This window comes from Xanthomonas sp. D-109 (assembly GCF_017746095.1).
GTDB classification, from domain to species: Bacteria; Pseudomonadota; Gammaproteobacteria; order Xanthomonadales; family Xanthomonadaceae; genus Xanthomonas_A; species Xanthomonas_A sacchari.
Window position 1 is genome coordinate 664,402 of sequence record NZ_JAGHWV010000001.1, and the last position, 18,035, is coordinate 682,436.

The 18,035-nt window shown below is 70.2% G+C and carries 13 protein-coding genes; 7 read left to right on the top strand and 6 right to left on the bottom strand.

What is annotated here, in order from left to right; translation table 11 throughout:
* Positions 1-663: 663 nt before the first annotated feature.
* A complete protein-coding gene (gene recN, locus J7357_RS02815) occupies positions 664-2,325 on the bottom strand; it encodes a DNA repair protein RecN (RefSeq protein ID WP_209244739.1) in 1,662 nt (553 codons plus the stop codon).
* A gap of 111 nt (positions 2,326-2,436) precedes the next feature.
* Between recN and hrcA the strand changes: the two genes are divergently transcribed.
* The 6 genes from hrcA (at position 2,437) to J7357_RS02845 (ending at position 9,962) form a co-directional block, all read left to right on the top strand.
* Positions 2,437-3,495, top strand: a complete 1,059-nt coding sequence (gene hrcA / locus J7357_RS02820) for a heat-inducible transcriptional repressor HrcA (RefSeq protein ID WP_160946031.1) — start codon at positions 2,437-2,439, stop codon at positions 3,493-3,495.
* A 156-nt stretch (positions 3,496-3,651) separates the two neighbouring features.
* A complete protein-coding gene (gene grpE / locus J7357_RS02825) occupies positions 3,652-4,173 on the top strand; it encodes a nucleotide exchange factor GrpE (protein ID WP_010344263.1) in 522 nt (173 codons plus the stop codon).
* A 145-nt stretch (positions 4,174-4,318) separates the two neighbouring features.
* Positions 4,319-6,247 carry a molecular chaperone DnaK gene (gene dnaK / locus J7357_RS02830; protein WP_209244741.1) on the top strand — a complete coding sequence of 643 codons (1,929 nt, stop codon included), beginning with the start codon at positions 4,319-4,321 and terminating at the stop codon, positions 6,245-6,247.
* A 151-nt stretch (positions 6,248-6,398) separates the two neighbouring features.
* Positions 6,399-7,529, top strand: coding sequence for a molecular chaperone DnaJ (dnaJ, locus tag J7357_RS02835; protein ID WP_209244743.1), 1,131 nt, complete (start codon positions 6,399-6,401; stop codon positions 7,527-7,529).
* A gap of 403 nt (positions 7,530-7,932) precedes the next feature.
* Positions 7,933-8,853 (top strand): pyridoxal kinase, encoded by a 921-nt coding sequence (gene pdxY / locus J7357_RS02840; RefSeq protein WP_209244745.1) that lies wholly within the window; start codon positions 7,933-7,935, stop codon positions 8,851-8,853.
* Positions 8,850-9,962, top strand: coding sequence for a prephenate dehydrogenase (locus J7357_RS02845; protein ID WP_209244746.1), 1,113 nt, complete (start codon positions 8,850-8,852; stop codon positions 9,960-9,962). The genes pdxY and J7357_RS02845 overlap by 4 nt, the downstream gene beginning before the upstream one ends.
* A gap of 411 nt (positions 9,963-10,373) precedes the next feature.
* Here J7357_RS02845 and J7357_RS02850 read toward each other — a convergent pair whose 3' ends face one another.
* The 5 genes from J7357_RS02850 to J7357_RS02870 all read right to left on the bottom strand — a co-directional run bounded on the left by J7357_RS02850 (position 10,374) and on the right by J7357_RS02870 (position 14,814).
* Entirely contained in the window at positions 10,374-10,586 is a 213-nt protein-coding gene (locus J7357_RS02850) for a hypothetical protein (RefSeq protein WP_209244754.1), read from the bottom strand.
* Positions 10,587-10,704: 118 nt separating this feature from the next.
* Positions 10,705-12,471: an ABC transporter transmembrane domain-containing protein gene (locus J7357_RS02855; RefSeq protein ID WP_209244756.1), complete on the bottom strand. Its 1,767-nt coding sequence runs from the start codon at positions 12,469-12,471 to the stop codon at positions 10,705-10,707.
* On the bottom strand, positions 12,468-13,061 hold the full coding sequence (locus J7357_RS02860) for a YigZ family protein (RefSeq protein ID WP_209244758.1): 594 nt from the start codon (positions 13,059-13,061) through the stop codon (positions 12,468-12,470). The genes J7357_RS02855 and J7357_RS02860 overlap by 4 nt, the downstream gene beginning before the upstream one ends.
* A gap of 56 nt (positions 13,062-13,117) precedes the next feature.
* The gene (locus J7357_RS02865) at positions 13,118-14,263 is read right to left on the bottom strand and encodes a hypothetical protein (protein ID WP_209244759.1); all 1,146 of its coding nucleotides are present in this window, start codon (positions 14,261-14,263) and stop codon (positions 13,118-13,120) included.
* Positions 14,260-14,814: an RNA polymerase sigma factor gene (locus J7357_RS02870; protein WP_209244760.1), complete on the bottom strand. Its 555-nt coding sequence runs from the start codon at positions 14,812-14,814 to the stop codon at positions 14,260-14,262. Before J7357_RS02870 ends, J7357_RS02865 begins: the two co-directional genes overlap by 4 nt.
* Positions 14,815-15,033: 219 nt before the next feature.
* On the opposite strand from J7357_RS02870, the gene J7357_RS02875 reads away from it, so the two are divergent.
* Positions 15,034-17,919, top strand: coding sequence for an EAL domain-containing protein (locus J7357_RS02875; protein ID WP_209244761.1), 2,886 nt, complete (start codon positions 15,034-15,036; stop codon positions 17,917-17,919).
* Positions 17,920-18,035: the final 116 nt, after the last annotated feature.

Consider the following 18,035-nt stretch of genomic DNA (forward strand, 5'->3'; position numbering starts at 1 on the left):
CCCCGCAGGGGCGGATGAGGGGCCGGGTGCCGCCGCATGCATCACGTCAGCGGGTCGCTCCGCGCCGAACCCTCACCCCAACCCCTCTCCCGGTGGGAGAGGGGCTGAGGCTTCTCCCTTCTCCCACCGGGAGAAGGTGCCGCGCAGGGGCGGATGAGGGTCCGGGTGTCGCCGTGTGGATCACTTCAGTGGGTCGCTCCGCGCCGTACCCTCACCCCAACCCCTAGGGGCTAAGGCTTCTCCCTTCTCCCGCCGGGAGAAGGTGCCCCGCAGGGGCGGATGAGGGTCCGGGTGTCGCCGCGTTGGATCACGTCAGCGGGTCGCTCTGCGCCAAACCCTCGCCCCAAGCCCTCTCCCGGTGGGAGAGGGGCTAAGTCTTCTTCCTCCTCCCATCGGGAGAAGGTGGCCCGCAGGGGCGGATGAGGGTCCGGGTGACGCCGTGTGGATCACTTCAGTGGGTCGCTCCGCGCCGAACCCTCACCCCAACCCCTCTCCCGGTGGGAGAGGGGCCAGGCTTTTCCCTTCTCCCGCCGGGAGAAGGTGCCCCGCAGGGGCGGATGAGGGTCTGGGGGCCGCGGCGGCTTTTGATGCTTTCAGTGACCTGCGGCGCCTGGGCACGGCCGCACGGCCAGGCGCTGGCAGCGCTGCCCGATCGCCAGCCGCTCAGCCCGCGCTGAGCAGCAGCCGCTTGGCCGCGGCGCGGGCTTCCTTGCTGACCTCGACCCCGCCCAGCATCCGTGCCAGTTCTTCCTCGCGCTGGCGTGGGGCCAGCAGTTCCACCGAGCTCTGGGTCATGCCCTCGACCGGCGCCTTGCTGACCCGGTAGTGGGCGTGGCCCTGGGCGGCGACCTGCGGCAGGTGAGTCACGCACAGCACCTGGCGCTGCTCGCCGAGCGCGCGCAGCTTCTTGCCGACGATGTCGGCGACGGCGCCGCCGATGCCCGAGTCCACTTCGTCGAAGACCATGGTCGGCACCGCGTCCAGGCCCAACGCGGCGACTTCGATCGCCAGCGAGATGCGCGACAGTTCGCCGCCGGAAGCGACCTTGCGCAGGGCGCGCGGCGGCTGCCCGGCGTTGGCCGCGACCAGGAACTCGACCCGCTCGGCGCCGGCCGGGTCCGGCCGCTCCGTCTCGTGCGGTTCAAGCTGGATCAGGAAGCGGCCGCCGCCCATGCCCAGTTCGCCGATCAGCGCGGTGGTGTCGTGCGAGAGCGCCTGCGCGCCGCGGTCGCGGGTGGCGGTCAGGGCGGCCGCGGCGTCGCGCCAGGCCTGGGTGGCCTGGGCGATCTCGGCGTCGAGCAGGTCCAGCCGCTCGCCGGCGCCGCGCAGGCTTTCCACCTCGGCCAGCAGGGCGTCGCGGTGGCCGGCCAGCGCGTCCACCCCGATCCGGTGCTTGCGCGCCAGGTCGTGCAGGCGGCCGAGCTTGCGTTCCATCTCATCGAACTGCGCCGGGTCGGCGTCCAGGTCGTCGCGGACCCGGTCGATCAGCGCCAACGCTTCCTCCAGCTGGATGCCGGCGCTGTCGATTAGCGCCTGCACCTCGGCCAGGCGCGGGTCGTACTCGCCAACCTTGCCGAGCTCGTGGCGGGTCTGCTGCAGCAGGTCCAGCACCGCCGGCGCCTCGTCGCCGTTGAGCCGCTGCGCCGCGCCCTCGCAGGCGCCGATCAGCGCGGCGGCGTGGGCCTGGCGGCGGTGGTTGGCGTCCAGGGCGGCGATCGCCGCCGGGTCCAGGTCCTCGCGCTGCAGCTCGGCCAACTGGTGCTGCAAGAAACCGATGCGGTCGCTGACGTCGCCTTGCGCCAGCAGGGTCTCGCGCTCGCTGAGCAGGCCCTGCCAGCGGGCGGCGGCGGCGCGCACCGCGGCGCGTTCGGCCTCGTTGCGAGCGTAGGCGTCGAGCAGGCCGAGCTGGCTGCCGCGCGAGAGCAGGGCCTGGTGTTCGTGCTGGCCATGGATCTCGACCAGGTAGCCGGCCAGCTCGGCCAGTTGCGACAGGGTCACCGGGCGGCCGTTGATCCAGGCGCGGGAGCCGCCGTCGGCGCGGATCACCCGGCGCAGCTGGCAGTGTTCGTCGTCATCGAGTTCGTTCTCGCGCAGCCAGGCGCGCGCCTGGGCGGGGGGCACGAACTCGGCCGACAGTTCGGCGCGGTCGGCGCCGTGGCGGACCACGCCGCTGTCGGCGCGCAGCCCGGACAGGAAGCCGAGCGCGTCCACCATCAGCGACTTGCCGGCGCCGGTTTCGCCGGACACCACGGTCATGCCGGGGCCGAATTCCAGTTCGGTGCCGCGTACGACGGCGAAATCCTTGATCGAGAGATGTCTGAGCATGGGGTCTGCATCCGGAGCCGCGCAACGCTAGCACGCGCGGGTAGGTGGGCCAATGACTTGCCAAGCTGGCGTGCAGACATTATCTAAGGACCAGTCTCACGGGTTGATTCCATGCGCGCTTCCCCGGTCCATTCCAGCCTCGATCCGCGTGCCCGGCAGCTGCTGCGCACGCTGATCTCGCGCTATATCCGCGACGGCGAGCCGGTCGGCTCGCAGACCCTGGCCCGGCATGCCGGGCTGGACGTGAGCCCGGCGACGATCCGCAACATCCTCGCCGACCTGGAGGACGCCGGGCTGCTCAGCTCGCCGCACACTTCGGCCGGGCGCGTGCCCACCGCCACCGGCTACCGGGTGTTCGTCGACAGCCTGGTGCAGATGCGCCCGCCGGCCGAAGGCGAGGTGGCACGGCTGCGCGCGGAGATGGCCAATGCCGCCGGCACCCAGGCATTGCTGGGCAGCGCCTCGGAACTGCTGTCGGCGATGACCCACTTCGTCGGCGTGGTCAGCGCGCCCAAGCGCGAGCAGTTCGCGTTCCGGCACATCGACTTCGTGCCGCTGGATGCGCGGCGGGTGCTGGCGATCCTGGTATTCGCCGACAACGAGGTGCAGAACCGCGTCATCGAGCCGCGCAAGGCCTACGAGCCGGCCGAACTGGAGCGGGTGGCCAACTATCTGAACCGCCATTTCGCCGGGCGCGCCCTGGCCGACATCCGTGCCAGCCTGCTGCGCGACCTGCGCCACGCGCGCGACGAGATGGAGCAGTTGCTGGCGCACAGCGTCGAACTGGCCGAGCAGGCGCTGGCCCCGGCCGGCGACGACATGGTGCTGGCCGGGCAGACCAAGTTGATGGGTGTGCAGGACCTGTCGGACCTGGAGCGGCTGCGCGAACTGTTCGAGGTCTTCGCCAGCAAGCGCGAGATCCTGCAACTGCTCGAACGCACCATCCGCGCGCCGGGCGTGCGCATCTTCATCGGCGAAGAGACCGGCATGGTGCCGCTGGAGAGCGTGTCGCTGGTGACCGCGCCGTACATGGCCGGCGGCCAGGTGCTGGGCGTGCTGGGCGTGATCGGCCCCAAGCGCATGGACTACGACCGGGTCATTCCCCTGGTCCAGACCGCCGCCGACGTGCTCGGCGCCCGCCTGGACCCATCCCCGCCCGGCGACCGCTGAGCCAGCGCCCAGCCTGTTTCGCGCGCTCCGCCAGCCGGCCATCCGGCCGCGCCACTCCGCAATCCCGCCTCCCAGTCCCGGATTCACTTGAATCCGGGCCAGGCGCCCACATAGGTGGTCCGGTAAGGCGGGACGTACCCCGCCAGGGACCCGGACATGACGCAAGAGCACCCTGAATTCGATTCCGAACACCTGACCGAGGCGCAGCAGCCCTCGACCGATCCGCTGCAGGCGGAGATCGAGACGCTGCGCAGCGAACTGGCCCTGGTCAAGGCCGACGCCCTGCGCGAGCGGGCCGACCTGGAGAACCAGCGTAAGCGCATCGCCCGCGACGTGGAGCAGGCGCGCAAGTTCGCCAACGAGCGCCTGCTCGGCGACCTGTTGCCGGTGTTCGACAGTCTGGACGCGGGGCTGAGCGCCGCCGGCAGCGAGCCCAGCCCGCTGCGCGACGGCCTGGAGCTGACCTACAAGCAGTTGCTCAAGGTTGCCGCCGACAACGGCCTGACCCTGCTCGACCCGACCGGCGAGCCGTTCAACCCCGAGCATCACCAGGCGATCAGCCAGGCCGAGGCCGAGGGCGTGGCGCCTGGGCACGTGATCCAGGTGTTCCAGAAGGGCTACCTGCTCAACGACCGCCTGCTGCGGCCCGCCCTGGTGGTGGTGGCCAAGCACGACTGAGCGTGCCCGCCGCCCGCGCCTGAACCCGGCGCGGCGGTCGTGGAACGCTAATTTGCGGCGATGGCTTGAATGACCCGCGGCCATCCCTATATCCGAACCAGATCCCGGCACTGGCCGGCTACACGACCTTTCAGGAGTCATTGCAATGGGCAAGATCATCGGCATCGACCTGGGCACGACCAATTCGTGCGTGGCGATCATGGACGGCGGCAAGGCCCGCGTCATCGAGAATTCCGAGGGTGACCGCACCACGCCTTCGATCGTCGCCTATACCAAGGACGGCGAAGTGCTGGTGGGCGCCTCGGCCAAGCGCCAGGCCGTCACCAACCCCAAGAACACCTTCTACGCGGTCAAGCGCCTGATCGGCCGCAAGTTCACCGACGCCGAAGTGCAGAAGGACATCGGCCTGGTGCCGTACAGCATCGTCCAGCACGACAACGGCGACGCCTGGGTGGCCACCGCCGACGGGCGCAAGCTGGCCTCGCAGGAAATCTCCGCGCAGGTGCTGGAGAAGATGAAGAAGACCGCCGAGGCGTTCCTGGGCGAGACCGTCACCGAGGCGGTCATCACCGTGCCGGCGTACTTCAACGACAGCCAGCGCCAGGCGACCAAGGACGCCGGCCGCATCGCCGGCCTGGACGTCAAGCGCATCATCAACGAGCCGACTGCGGCTGCGCTGGCCTACGGCCTGGACAAGGGCCAGGGCGGCGACCGCAAGATCGCCGTGTACGACCTGGGCGGCGGCACCTTCGACGTATCGATCATCGAGATCGCCAACGTCGACGGCGAGAAGCAGTTCGAAGTGCTGGCCACCAACGGCGACACTTTCCTGGGCGGCGAAGACTTCGACAAGCGCGTCATCGACTACTTGGTGGAAGAGTTCAACAAGGACCAAGGCATCGACCTGCGCAAGGATCCGCTGGCGCTGCAGCGCCTGAAGGATGCCGCCGAGCGCGCCAAGATCGAGCTGTCCTCCTCGCAGCAGACCGAAGTCAACCTGCCGTACGTCACTGCCGACGCGTCGGGCCCGAAGCACCTCAACATCAAGCTGACCCGGGCCAAGCTCGAGGCGCTGGTGGAAGACCTGGTCAAGCGCACCATCGATCCGTGCCGCACCGCGCTGAACGACGCCGGCCTGCGCGCCAGCGACATCACCGAGGTGATCCTGGTCGGTGGCCAGACCCGCATGCCGAAGGTGCAGCAGGCGGTGGCCGAGTTCTTCGGCAAGGAGCCGCGCAAGGACGTCAACCCCGACGAAGCCGTGGCGCTGGGTGCCGCGATCCAGGGCGGCGTGCTGGCCGGCGACGTCAAGGATGTGCTGTTGCTCGACGTGACCCCGCTGAGCCTGGGCATCGAGACCCTGGGCGGCGTGTTCACCAAGATCATCGAGAAGAACACCACCATTCCGACCAAGGCCTCGCAGGTGTTCTCCACCGCCGAGGACAACCAGTCGGCGGTGACCGTGCACGTGCTGCAGGGCGAGCGCGAACAGGCCCGCTTCAACAAGTCGCTGGCCAAGTTCGACCTGTCCGGCATCGAGCCGGCGCCGCGCGGCCTGCCGCAGGTGGAGGTGTCCTTCGACATCGACGCCAACGGCATCCTGCACGTGTCGGCCAAGGACAAGAAGACCAACAAGGAGCAGAAGGTCGAGATCAAGGCCGGTTCCGGCCTGTCGGACGACGAGATCCAGCGGATGGTCGCCGACGCGGAAGCCAACCGCGAGGAAGACAAGAAGTTCCACGAGCTGGTGCAGGCGCGCAACCAGGCCGACGGCCTGATCCATGCCACCCGCAGCGCGATCACCGAGCACGGCAGCAAGGTCGGCGGCGACGTGATTGGCAAGGTCGAGTCGGCGCTTGCGGACCTGGAAACCGCGATGAAGGGCGACGACAAGGGCCAGATCGAGGCCAAGACCAAGGCGCTGGAAGAGGCCGGTCAGTCGCTGTACGCGGCCGCGGCGGCGGGCGAGCAGCAGCCGGGCGGCAACGCCGGCGGCGCGCATGCGTCCTCGGCCTCGTCCGACGACGTGGTCGACGCCGAGTTCACCGAGGTCAAGGACGACAAGAAGGCGTGATCCAGCCTTAGGGAATCGGTTTTCGAAGGAGCGGTGCTCAGGCTCCGCTCCTTCGCCGTTTTAAGGTTCCCGGTTTCATCGCCGCTATGACTGATCGCCACAGGATGCCCGTTTTGAACCATTCCCCATTCCCCATCGCCCATTCCCAGCCATGAGCAAACGCGACTATTACGAAGTGCTGGGTGTGGCCCGCACCGCCAGCGACGACGAGCTGAAGAAGGCCTATCGCCGTTGCGCGATGAAGTACCACCCGGACCGCAATCCCGGCGACCACGCCGCCGAGGCCGCGTTCAAGGAATGCAAGGAAGCCTATGAGGTGCTCTCCGACGGCAACCGCCGGCGCATGTACGACGCGCACGGCCACGCCGCGTTCGAGCACGGCATGGGCGGGATGGGCGGCGGTCCGGGCGGCCCGGACATGGGCGATATCTTCGGCGACATCTTCGGCAACATCTTCGGTGGCGCCGGCGGTGGCGGGCGTGCGCCGCGGCGTGGCGCCGACATCGGCTACGTGCTGGAGCTGGACCTGGAAGAAGCGGTGGCCGGCATCGAGCGTCGCATCGAGATCCCGACCCTGAGCGAATGCGAGCACTGCCACGGCAGCGGCTCGGCGGACGGCAAGGTCGAGACCTGCGGCACCTGCCACGGGCGCGGCCAGGTGCGCATCCAGCGCGGCATCTTCGCCATGCAGCAGACCTGCCCGCATTGCGCCGGTCGCGGCCAGATCGTGCAGAACCCGTGCGGCGAGTGCCATGGCGCCGGGCGTGTGGAAGAGACCAAGGTACTGTCGGTGAAGATCCCCGCCGGCGTCGACAACGGCGATCGCATCCGCCTGTTGGGCGAGGGCGAGGCCGGTCCGGCCGGTACTCCGCCGGGCGATCTGTACGTGGAAGTGCGGGTGCGCGAGCATCCGATCTTCCAGCGCGACGGCGACGACTTGCACTGCGAGGTGCCGATCCGCATCTCGCAGGCGGCGCTGGGCGACACCGTGCGCGTGGCGACCCTGGGCGGCGAGGCGGAGATCCGCATCCCGGCCGAGACCCAGACCGGCAAGCTGTTCCGCCTGCGCGGCAAGGGCGTGCGCTCGGTGCGCAGCCGCAGCGAAGGCGACCTGTACTGCCGCGTGGTGGTGGAGACCCCGATCAACCTCACTGCCGACCAGCGCAAACTGCTGGAGCAGTTCGAGTCCACCTTCACCGGCGAGGACGCGCGCAAGCATTCGCCCAAGTCGGCGACCTTCATCGATGGGGTGAAGGGGTTCTGGGACCGGATGACGTCGTGAGGCCGGGATTGGGGATTGGGGATTCGGGATTCGGGATGACAGCCTGCGGCTGTTGAAGGCCGGGATTCGGGATTTTGGATTCGAGATTTCCCGAGCTTGTCTGGCTACTGCAGCGCTCTTTGTGGAAGGGGCTTCAGCCCCGACGCGTTGACGCTAAAGCGTCGGGGGGCTGAAGCCCCTCCCACATTGGAATGCTTCGCGCGCTCAGCGCAGCAAAGAATGGGAGTTTCGATTCTGGCTGTGCGTGGGTTTCTCCCCGCATCATGCCCTCGTTGTAGGAGCGGCTTCAGCCGCGACGCTTTCTCGTCGGAGCGTCGCAGCTGAGGCCGTTGTTGCTGAAAGCCATGCAACGCGCCGGCACGCGCCCATCCGGGCGTCCTTGCGCCGGCGCTACACTACGGCGATGAACGCCTCCGCCGACAACGCCACCGCACGTCATCTCATCCATGGCCGCCGCCAGCGGCCCGACGGACCGGTGCCGGTCGACGTCATTTCCGTGCAGTCGCAACTCGTCTATGGCCACGCCGGCAACAGTGCTGCGGTGCCGCCGTTGCGCGCGCTGGGCCTGCGCGTGGCCGAGATACCGACCACCTTGCTGAGCAATGCGCCGTTCTACGCCACGCTGCGCGGCAAGGTGCTGCCGTCGGACTGGTTCGCCGATCTGCTGCTCGGTGCCAGCGAACGCGGCCTGCCGCAGCGTGCGCGCATGCTGGTGTCCGGCTATTTCGGCAGCGTCGGCAATGGCACCGCCTTCGCCGATTGGCTCGACGCCACGCTGCCGCAGTGCCCGACGCTGCGCTACTGCCTGGATCCGGTGATCGGCGATACGCACACCGGCCCCTACGTGGAGCCGGGCCTGGAAGCGATCTTCGCCGAGCGCCTGTTGCCGCACGCGTGGCTGGTGACGCCGAATGCGTTCGAACTCGGCCGCCTGACCGGCATGCCGGCGCTGGCACAGGACGACGCGATCGCCGCGGCGCGCGTGCTGCTGGCGCGCGGACCGGAATGGGTGCTTGCGCACAGCGTCGGCGGCGATGCCGGGCAACTGGTGACGCTGGCGGTGAGCCGCGAGGCGGTCTACCGCTGGTGCTCGCCCTTGCTGCCGGTGGACGTGGCCGGTACCGGCGATGTGTTGATGGCGCTGCTGGTGGCCTTCCTGCTGCGCGGCGACAGCTTCGAGGCGGCGATCGGTCGCGCCATCGCCGGCGTGCATGCGGCGCTGGAGGCGACCCTGGCCGCGGACGTGGAAGAACTGGACGTGCTGGCGGCGGCGCCGGCTGCGCTGGCCACGCCGCTGCGCTTCGTCGCCGAGCGCCTGGCGTGAGCCTGCGCCCGGTCGTCGGCATCGTCGGCAGTGCCGGCGCCTATGGTCGCTGGCTGAGCCGCTTCTTCCGCGAGCGCATGCAGTTGCAGGTGATCGGCCACGATCCGGCCGACCCGCAGTCGCTGGCGCCGGAGGCGCTGCTGCAGCAGGCGCAGGTGCTGATCTTCTCCGCGCCGATCCGGCACACGCCAGCGTTGATCGGCGAGTACGTGCAGCGCGCCGGCGGCCGCGAGCGCGACCAGCTCTGGCTGGACGTCACCTCGGTCAAGGCCGCGCCGGTGGCGGCGATGCTGGCCTCGCAGGCGGAAGTGGCCGGGCTGCATCCGATGACGGCGCCGCCCAAGTCGCCCACGCTCAAGGGCCGCGTGCTGGTGGTGTGCGAGGCGCGGGTGGCGCAGTGGCAGCCCTGGCTACACACCATGTGCGCCGCGCTGGAAGGCGAGTGCGTGCACACCACGCCCGCGCACCACGACCAAGTGATGGCGCTGGTGCAGGCCATGGTCCACGCCACGCACCTGGCCCAGGCGGGCGTGCTGCGCGAACATGCGCCGGCGCTGGGGCCGTTGCAGGCCCTGCTGCCGTACCGCTCGGCCTCGTTCGAACTGGATACCGCGATCATCGCGCGCATCCTGGCCCTGAATCCGGCCATCTACGAAGACATCCAGTTCGGCAATCCGCATGTAGGCGATGTGCTGGACGGGCTGATCGCGCAGCTGTCGCGGCTGCGCGATCAGGTCGGTCGCGGCGACGATGCGGCGCGCGCGCAATTCCGCGCCGAGTTCCTCGACGCAAACCGGCAGGCCTTGGGCGATGCGGCCATCGCCCAGGGCAACTACAGCTACGAGCGCGTCGGTTATCTGCTGGCCGACCTGACCGAGCAGTCCACGCTCAGCGTCTACCTGCCGGAGGACCGCGCCGGTTCGCTGCGCGCGCTGTTGCACGTGTTCGAGCGCCATGGGGTGAATCTCGCTTCGATCCATTCCTCGCGCACGCAGGCGGGCGAGCTGCATTTCCGGCTCGGCTTCGATCCGGCCAGCGATGCGGGGGCGGTGCGCGGCGCGGCGGCGGAGATCGATGCCAGTGGGATCGGGCGGGTGCTGGCGGGGTGAATTGCATCGCACGCCGTCGGGGCTGAAGCCGCTCTTACAAAAACTTGCGGCGAGTTGGCTGGGGCACTGTGGGGAGGGGCTTCAGTCCCGACGCGGTGCGCCATGAGGACGCATGCCGCTTTGCTCGTCGCGGCTGAAGCCGCTCCTACGAAAGCACGCAACACCCGTCGTAGGAGCGGCTTCAGCCGCGACCGTGCAACTCGCCAGACGCGTGCACGGGAACCACCAACGCCTGCCGCAATTCATCCACAGCGCATGTGGATGGCCACTGCGCAAACATGTGGATAACTGTCGGCGCGCCTTGCGGGGCAAGCCTGTCAAGAGAGGTGGCGAAAAATTCACCAGCTTGCCGCCAGCACCCCGAACGCCAGTGGCGATGACACGGCACGGCGGCACACTGTGGTGGCGACGCTAGACCGCGGTCAGGGTCAGCTCGCCGCCGGTGGTGACGAACTGCTGGCCGCGGCGGATCAGCTTGCGGCCGTCGGCCAGTTCGTAGCGCAGTCCACTGTCGGCGTGCGGGTCGTGCTGCGCCTGTTGCTGGCGCGGCGCATCGTCCAGGAACTCGGTGATCAGATAGGCCTCGCCGTCGGGACCGAGGGCAGGCAATTGGCGAAAGGACATCGGGAGCCTCCTGTCGAACGCTGCATCGAATGCGGGACGCCGGCACGGCAGCCGCGACATGCGCGGCCCGCGGCAGACGCGGATCGACCGTAGTCCCGCTGTCGTTAGCGCGGCGTGCTCAGTCGATGAATTGCAGGCGAGCGAGTTCGGCGTACAGCCCGTCCTGCGCCAGCAGCTCGGCGTGGGTGCCCTGAGCGACGATGCGGCCATGGTCCATCACCACGATGCGGTCGGCCTTCAGCACGGTGGCCAGGCGGTGCGCGATCACCAGGGTGGTGCGTCCGGTCATCAGCCGCTCCAGCGCCTGCTGCACGGCGTGTTCGCTCTGCGCGTCCAGGGCGCTGGTGGCCTCGTCCAGCAACAGGATCGGCGCGTCCTTGAGCAGGGCGCGGGCGATGGCGATGCGCTGCTGTTGGCCACCGGACAGGCGCGCGCCGCGTTCGCCCAGTTCGCTGGCATAGCCCTCCGGCAGTTGCCGCAGGAACGCATCGGCTTCGGCCGCGCGCGCCGCGGCCTCGACCTCGGCCTCGCTGGCCTCGAGCCGGCCGTAGCGGATGTTGTCGGCGGCGCTGGCGGCGAACAGGGTCGGGTGCTGCGGCACCAGTCCGATCGCCGCGCGCAGTTGCGACGGGTCCAGCGTGCGCAGGTCCAGGCCGTCCACCTGCACGCTGCCCGATTGCGGATCGTGGAAGCGCATCAGCAGTGCCAGCACGGTGCTCTTGCCGGCGCCCGAGGGGCCGACCAGGGCCACGCTCTCGCCGGGCCGCACGTGCAGGTCGAAACCGTCCAGCGCCGGGTGATCGGGGCGCTGCGGATAGCGGAAGCTGACGTTGTCGAAGCGCACCTCGCCGCGCAGCGGCTGCGGCAGCGCACGCGGTTGGGCCGGGGCGACGATCTCGGGACGTTCCTGGAACAGTTCGGCGATGCGGCCCATGCCGCCGGCCGCGCGCTGCAGGTCGTTCCAGACTTCGGCCAGCGAGGCCACCGAACCGCCGCCGAACATCGCGTACAGCAAGAACTGGCCGAGCGCGCCCGCACTGAGTTCGTGGGCGGCGACCTCGTGCGCGCCCAACCACAGCACCAGCACGATGGCGCCGAAGATCAACACGATGGCCGCGGCGGTGATCAGCGCCTGCGCGCGGACCCGGCGCCGCGCCACCGCCACGGTCTGCGCCAGCGCGTCGCCGAAGCGGCCGCGTTCGTAGCCTTCGCGCGCGTACGCCTGCACCGTGCGCACCGCGCCCAGGGTCTCGGCGGCCAGGGTGTTGGCGTCGGCGACGCGGTCCTGGCTGGCGCGCGAGATCTTCTGCAGGCGCCGAGCGCCGAGCACGATCGGCAGCACCGCCACCGGAATGCCGAGCAGGGTGTAGGCGGCCAGGTGCGGGCTGGTCACGCACAGCATCACCACGCTGCCGACCGCGGTGACCGTGCTGCGCAGCGCTACCGACATGGTGCTGCCGATGACCCCGCGCAGCAGTTCGCTGTCGGCCGACAGGCGCGAGACCAGTTCGCCGCTGCGGTTGCGGTCGTGGAAACCGGCATGCAGGCCGATCAGGTGCGTATACAGGCGCTCGCGCAGGTCGGCGACCACCTTCTCGCCGAGCAGCGACACGAAGTAGAAGCGCGTGGCGGTGGCCACCGCCAGCACCACCGCGACGGCGAACAACAGGGCGAACGACTGGTTGATGAGGCGGACGTCCTCGAAGCCGTGGTCGATCATCTGCCGGACCGCGACCGGCAGGCTCAGCGTGGCGCTGGAGGAGATCGCCAGCGCCACCAGCCAGGCGATCAGCAGGCCGCGCCGACGACGCACGAACGGCCACAGGGTGCGCAGGCTGCCGAGTCTGCGCAGCGACTTGGCCTGGTCGGCCGAGGGGGTGTTCATGCGGGGGCGGGTTCCGAGCAGCGGACCCGATTGCGAGTGGCGTCGCGCAGGCGGGTTTTCAAGGCGTCGACGCGATCGCGGGGCAGGCGCAGGCGCAGTTCGGCGCCGCCGGCATCGAAGCGTTCATCGAGTTTTTCCGCGGCGCAGGCGCTCAGCGCAACATGCACAGCGCCCAGGTCGTCGAAGCCGCAGTGCAGGGTCAGCAGGCTCAACGCGAGCAGCGGTTGCCGTGGCGCCAGACGCAGGCATTCGGCCGCACTGCCGCCATAGGCGCGGACCAGGCCACCGGCGCCGAGCTTGATGCCGCCGTACCAGCGCGTGACCACCACCACCACGCGGTCGAAGCCCTGGCCGTCGATCGCCGCCAGGATCGGCCGGCCGGCGGTGCCGGCGGGCTCGCCGTCGTCGCTGGAGCGGTATTCGTCGCCATGGCGGTAGGCCCAGCAATTGTGGGTGGCGTCGGCCACCATCACCTGCTGCACGAACGCCAGCGCTGCGCCGGCGTCGGCGATCGGCGCGGCGTGGGCAATGAAGCGGCTGTGCTTGATCTCCACGCTGTGGCTGACGGGGTGCGGGAGCGTGTCGGGCATCGGCGGCATTGTAGACGAGGTGCGGCCTCGGCCCGCCGTGGCGGTCGCCGCGCCGCTCAGTCCGGCAGCAGCGGGCGCAGATCTTGCGGGATCGACCGCTGCGGATGCGCACGCTGGAAGCGCAGCAGGCTGGCACGTGCGGTCTCGAGTTCGCCTTGGTCGCGGCGCTCACGGATCCGCTGCAGCCAGCGGCGCGGCGATAGCTGCGCATCGGCCTCCACCGCAGCCGCCAGGGCGTTGGTGTCGGATTCCGGCAATGCCGCGGCGGGGGCCGCAGCGGATGGCGAGGGGCGCAGCGAGAGGGTGTCCGCCGTCGCGGCCGCAGCGGCCTTCGCGCGCGCGGAGGTCGCCAGCCTGGACGGGGTGGCGGTGTCGGCGGGCGCACGGCGCGCCAAGCCGTCCTGCGCCGTTTCCGCGCGCGTTGGTGCACGCAGCGGCATTCCGGCCGGCGCAGCTTGCTGCTCGGCGGTGGACGCATTGCTGTCGGCCGCAAAGGTCTGCGGTGGCGGGGCCGGAGCCGCTGGAGCGGCGGGCGCCACCATGGCCGCTGGCGCGGGAGGAGGCATGGGCATGCGGCTCGTGGGCGCGGGCTTGTGCATCTGCGCCTGCGCACGCTCGGACAGCGGCGCGTCGGCTGTCTCCGTCGCCATGCGCGCGGAGGCCGCAGGGGCGGGTGCCGCTGTCTCAGGGGCTGCCGGCGCAGCGGTCGCCGGTGCTGGCTCCGTGGAGGGCCGTGCCGGGGAGGCGGCGGGTGTGGCGGGAACGTCGGCGGCGGAAGTCGCCGCCGGGGTCGTGGCAGGTGCCGCCGCTGGCGCGGGCGCAGAGGGCACAGGCGGGCGTGCGCGCCAGGCGATGCCGGCCACCAGCACCAGCGAGGCGGCCAGGCCTAGCCAGGTCGGCCAGCGTGGCCGCGACGCCGGCGGGGCGGCACGCGCTGCAGGCGCCGGGCCTGGCTCGGCCGGGTCGACGGTCGCGATGGAGGCGGGCGCGGACGTGGGCATCGCCGCGGCGGCCTGCGCGCGCGCGCGCTCCGTGGCGCTGCTGGGATACTCCGGGACCTCGGCGGCCCCCGGTGCGACCGCCGCACGCGCGGCAGCCAGGATCGCCGCATCCAGCGCCGGCGGCGGCAATGCCTGCCGGCCCAGGCGCAGGCGCTCGGCCAGTGCGCGTTCTTCCGGGGTCAGCGGTTCGTCGGCGCTCATCCGCCCAACCTCGCGCGCAGTTTGTCCATCGCATAGCGCAGCCGCGACTTGACCGTCTCGCGGCCGACGCCGGTGATCTGCCCGATCTCGTCCAGGCTCAATTCCTGCTCCAGGCGCAGCAGCAGCACGTCGCGTTGCTCCTCGGGAAGCGCATCCAGCGCCAGTTGCAGCTGGCGCCGCTGCTCGAAGGCGGACAGTTGCCGCTCCGGCGTGTCGGGGTCCTGCACGCGTGCGGTGCGCAGGTCGGCGTCGGCCGGTGCCGGCGGGCGATGCTTGGCCGCGCGCCAGTGGTCGCCCAGCCGATTGTGGGCGATGCGCAGCAGCCAGGTGGTGAACGCGGCCTGCGGCTGCCACTCCAGGCGTGCGGCGATCACCCGCTGCCACACGTCCTGGAACAGCTCTTCGGCCAGCGCACGGTCGCGCAGTTGTCGCAGCAGGTACTGGTACAGGCGGCCACGGTGGCGCAGGTACAGGGTCTCGAACGCGCGCGCGTCGCCGGCCGCATAGGCCAGCATCAGGGCTTCGTCGCTCGCGTCGACCGGGGCGTCCACGGCGGCAAGCCTAAGCGTTCGCCGGGCCGCCGCATAGTCGGGAGACGGGGAGCCGGGAGAGGGTGGCGAGGGCGGAAATTCTGACAACATGTGTAGACAAACGCCCATCTCGCCGCTTCGGGGTCGATCGGCCGTCGATCGGTCCATGCAACAGGTATGCTGATGATGAAGGGCGAGCGTGGAGCGGTTCCGGGGGGCCCTGCAGGAGAATCGTTGTCGATGCTGTTCAATTCGTCCGCCACCGCCCGCGAAGACGCGTCCGGCGGCCATGCGCCCGCCCGCACGGCGCAGGCCTTGTGCGGGTTGCTGCCGCCCGGCAGCGCCGTGGTGATCGGCTGCGGCGACGGCGTGGTCGGGCGCCTCCACGGCGCCAGCGCGGAGGCGCCGGAGTGGCTGCAGGCACTGGTCGCGCAGACGCTGGCGGCCACCGAGTTGCCGCCGTCGACGACACCGACGGTGCTGCACGTGCACCGCACCGTCGAAGGGGCCTGCGTGGTCATCGGCGCGCAGGCGAGACAGCCGCTGGACGCAGCGTATCGCGCGGCCTGGTGCGAGGCCGCGGTCGCGTTCGGTCTCAACCTGCTCGACACCGAGCGCATGCGCGCGCGCATCGCGGGCCTGGAAAAATCCAAGCAACTGCAGCAGGCGCTGTACGAGATCGCCGACCTGGCCGGTGCCGATCTGGAAATGGGCCAGATGCTGCAGCGCGTGCATGCGGTGCTGGAATCGCTGATGTACGCGGAGAACTGCTACATCGTCGAATACGACGAAGACCAGCAGAGCATGCGCTTCCTGTACTTCTCCGACCGCCACGACGACTTCGTCGCCGATCCGGAGAAGACCTACCTGCTGCGCGACATGCCGAACAGCCTCACCGTGGGGCTGCTGCGCCACGGCCGTGCGGTGCGTGGGCCGTCGGAACAGGTGCGCGAGCGCCTGCAGGTGGGCTACAACGCCGAACACGGCCCGGACAGCCGCGACTGGCTGGGCGTGCCGATGTTGCGCGAGGGCCGCGTGTGCGGGGCCATCGTGGTGCAGAACTACGACTACGCGTTGCGCTACACCGATGCCGACCGCGCCTTGCTGGCCTACGTGGCCCAGCACGTGCAGACCGCGATGGACCGGCGGCATGCGCAGGTGCAGCTGGAGCGGCGCGTGCACCTGCGCACCCAGGAACTGCAGCGTGCCAACCACGACCTGCAGGAGGAGATCCAGGAGCGCAAGCGCGCCGAGACCCTGCAACTGGCGCTGTTCCGCATCGCCGAGCTGGCGATCCGCTCGGAGAGCCTGCAGCAGTTCTACACCGAGGTGCACGCCATCGTCGGCGGGCTGATCGACGCGCGCAATCTGTACATCGCCCTGCTGTCCGACGACGACACCATGCTGGAGTTCGTGTACTCGGTGGACGAGTTCACCCCGTACCGGCCGCAGCGGCGCCGCGGCCGCGGGCTGACCGAGTACGTGATGCGGGTGCGGCGCCCGCAACTGCTGGAGCTTCCCGACATCGACGCCTTGCTGGCGCAGGGCGAGGTGCAGGAATACGGCCAGCGCCCCTACAGTTGGCTGGGCGTGCCGCTGTTCGACGAAGGCGAGGTGATCGGCGCGATCGTGGTGCAGAGCTACATCGCCAAGGTGCGTTTCACCGAACACGACCAGCGCCTGCTCACCTTCGTCGCGCACAACGTCGGCAGCGGCCTGGCGCGGCAACGCGCGCAGGAACGGCTGCGGCTGGCCCACGCGGAACTGGAGCAGCGCGTGGAGGAGCGCACCCGCGAACTGGCCGAAGTCAACGAGCAGTTGCTGGCGCAGATCGCCGAGCGCTGGCGCGCCGAGCAGCGGCTGACCCACCAGGCGCTGCACGATGCGCTGACCGGGTTGCCGAACCGCTCGCATCTGCTGGACCGGCTCAGCGAGGCGATCTCGCGTGCCCGCGGCGGCGGCAAGACCTTCGCCGTGCTCTTTCTGGATCTGGACCGGTTCAAGCTGGTCAACGACAGCATCGGCCACGCCGCCGGCGACGAGATGCTGGTGCAGGTGGCCAAGCGCATCGTCTCCACGATCCGCGGCCAGGACGTGGTGGCGCGCCTGGGCGGCGACGAGTTCGCGGTGCTGACGCCGAGCGAGCATGGCCTGGACGGTGCGCGCGAGCTGGCGCGGCGCCTGCTGCATGTGCTCGGCCAGCCGATGTGGGTGGCCGGCCGCGAACTGTTCCCGTCCGGCAGCCTGGGCATCGCGGCCTGGCATCCGCGCTACCACAACGGCGAGGAGATGCTGCGCGACGCGGATGCGGCCATGTACCGGGCCAAGGCGCAGACCCAGGACCGCTGCGTGGTGTTCGACGAGGCCATGCGCGAGGCGGCGCTGCGCAGCCTCGATCTGGAGGCGGACCTGCGCCGTGCGATCAACAACCGCGACTTCGAGCCGTTCTACCAGCCGATCGTGCGCCTGCACGACGGCGAGGTGATCGGCCACGAAGCCCTGTTGCGCTGGCGCCACGAAAGCCGTGGGCTGCTGGTGCCGAGCCAGTTCATCGATCTGGGTGAGGAGAGCGGCCTGATCGAGCAGGTGGACTGGCTGCTGTACGCGCAGGTGATCCGGCGCCTGGCACAGAGCGAGGGCGGCTACGTCTCGGTGAACGTTTCGCCCCGGCATTTCCGCTCGCCGGATTTCACCGAGCGGCTGTTCGGGCTGATCGACAGCGCCGGCGCCGACCCGCGCCGCCTGCGCGTGGAGATCACCGAGGTGGCGCTGCTCGACGACGCCCCGCGCACACTGGCCATCCTGCAGGCGCTGCGCGAGCGCGGCGTGCTGGCGCAACTGGACGACTTCGGTACCGGCTTCTCGGCGCTGTCCTACCTGCATCGCTTCCCGATTTCGGTGCTGAAGATCGACCAGAGCTTCGTCGCCGGCCTGCAGGACGAACGCGGCACCGGCAGCCACGCGCTGGTGCGCGGCATCCTTGCCCTGGCCAGCACCCTGGGGATCGAGACGGTGGGCGAGGGCATCGAGACCGAGCAGCAACTGGCGACATTGCGCGAGCTGGGCTGCAATTACGGGCAGGGCTATCTGCTGGGCCGCCCGGCCGCCGCACCGCAGCAGCTTTGAGGCGATCGAACGTGGAGTGCGGCGCCATGCGCTCGTTGGTCGCAATGTGACGCGTTTGTTTGATTCGCGCTTCCGATGCTGGAGCGACTGAAGGTGGCGCCATTGCGGGTCGCCGC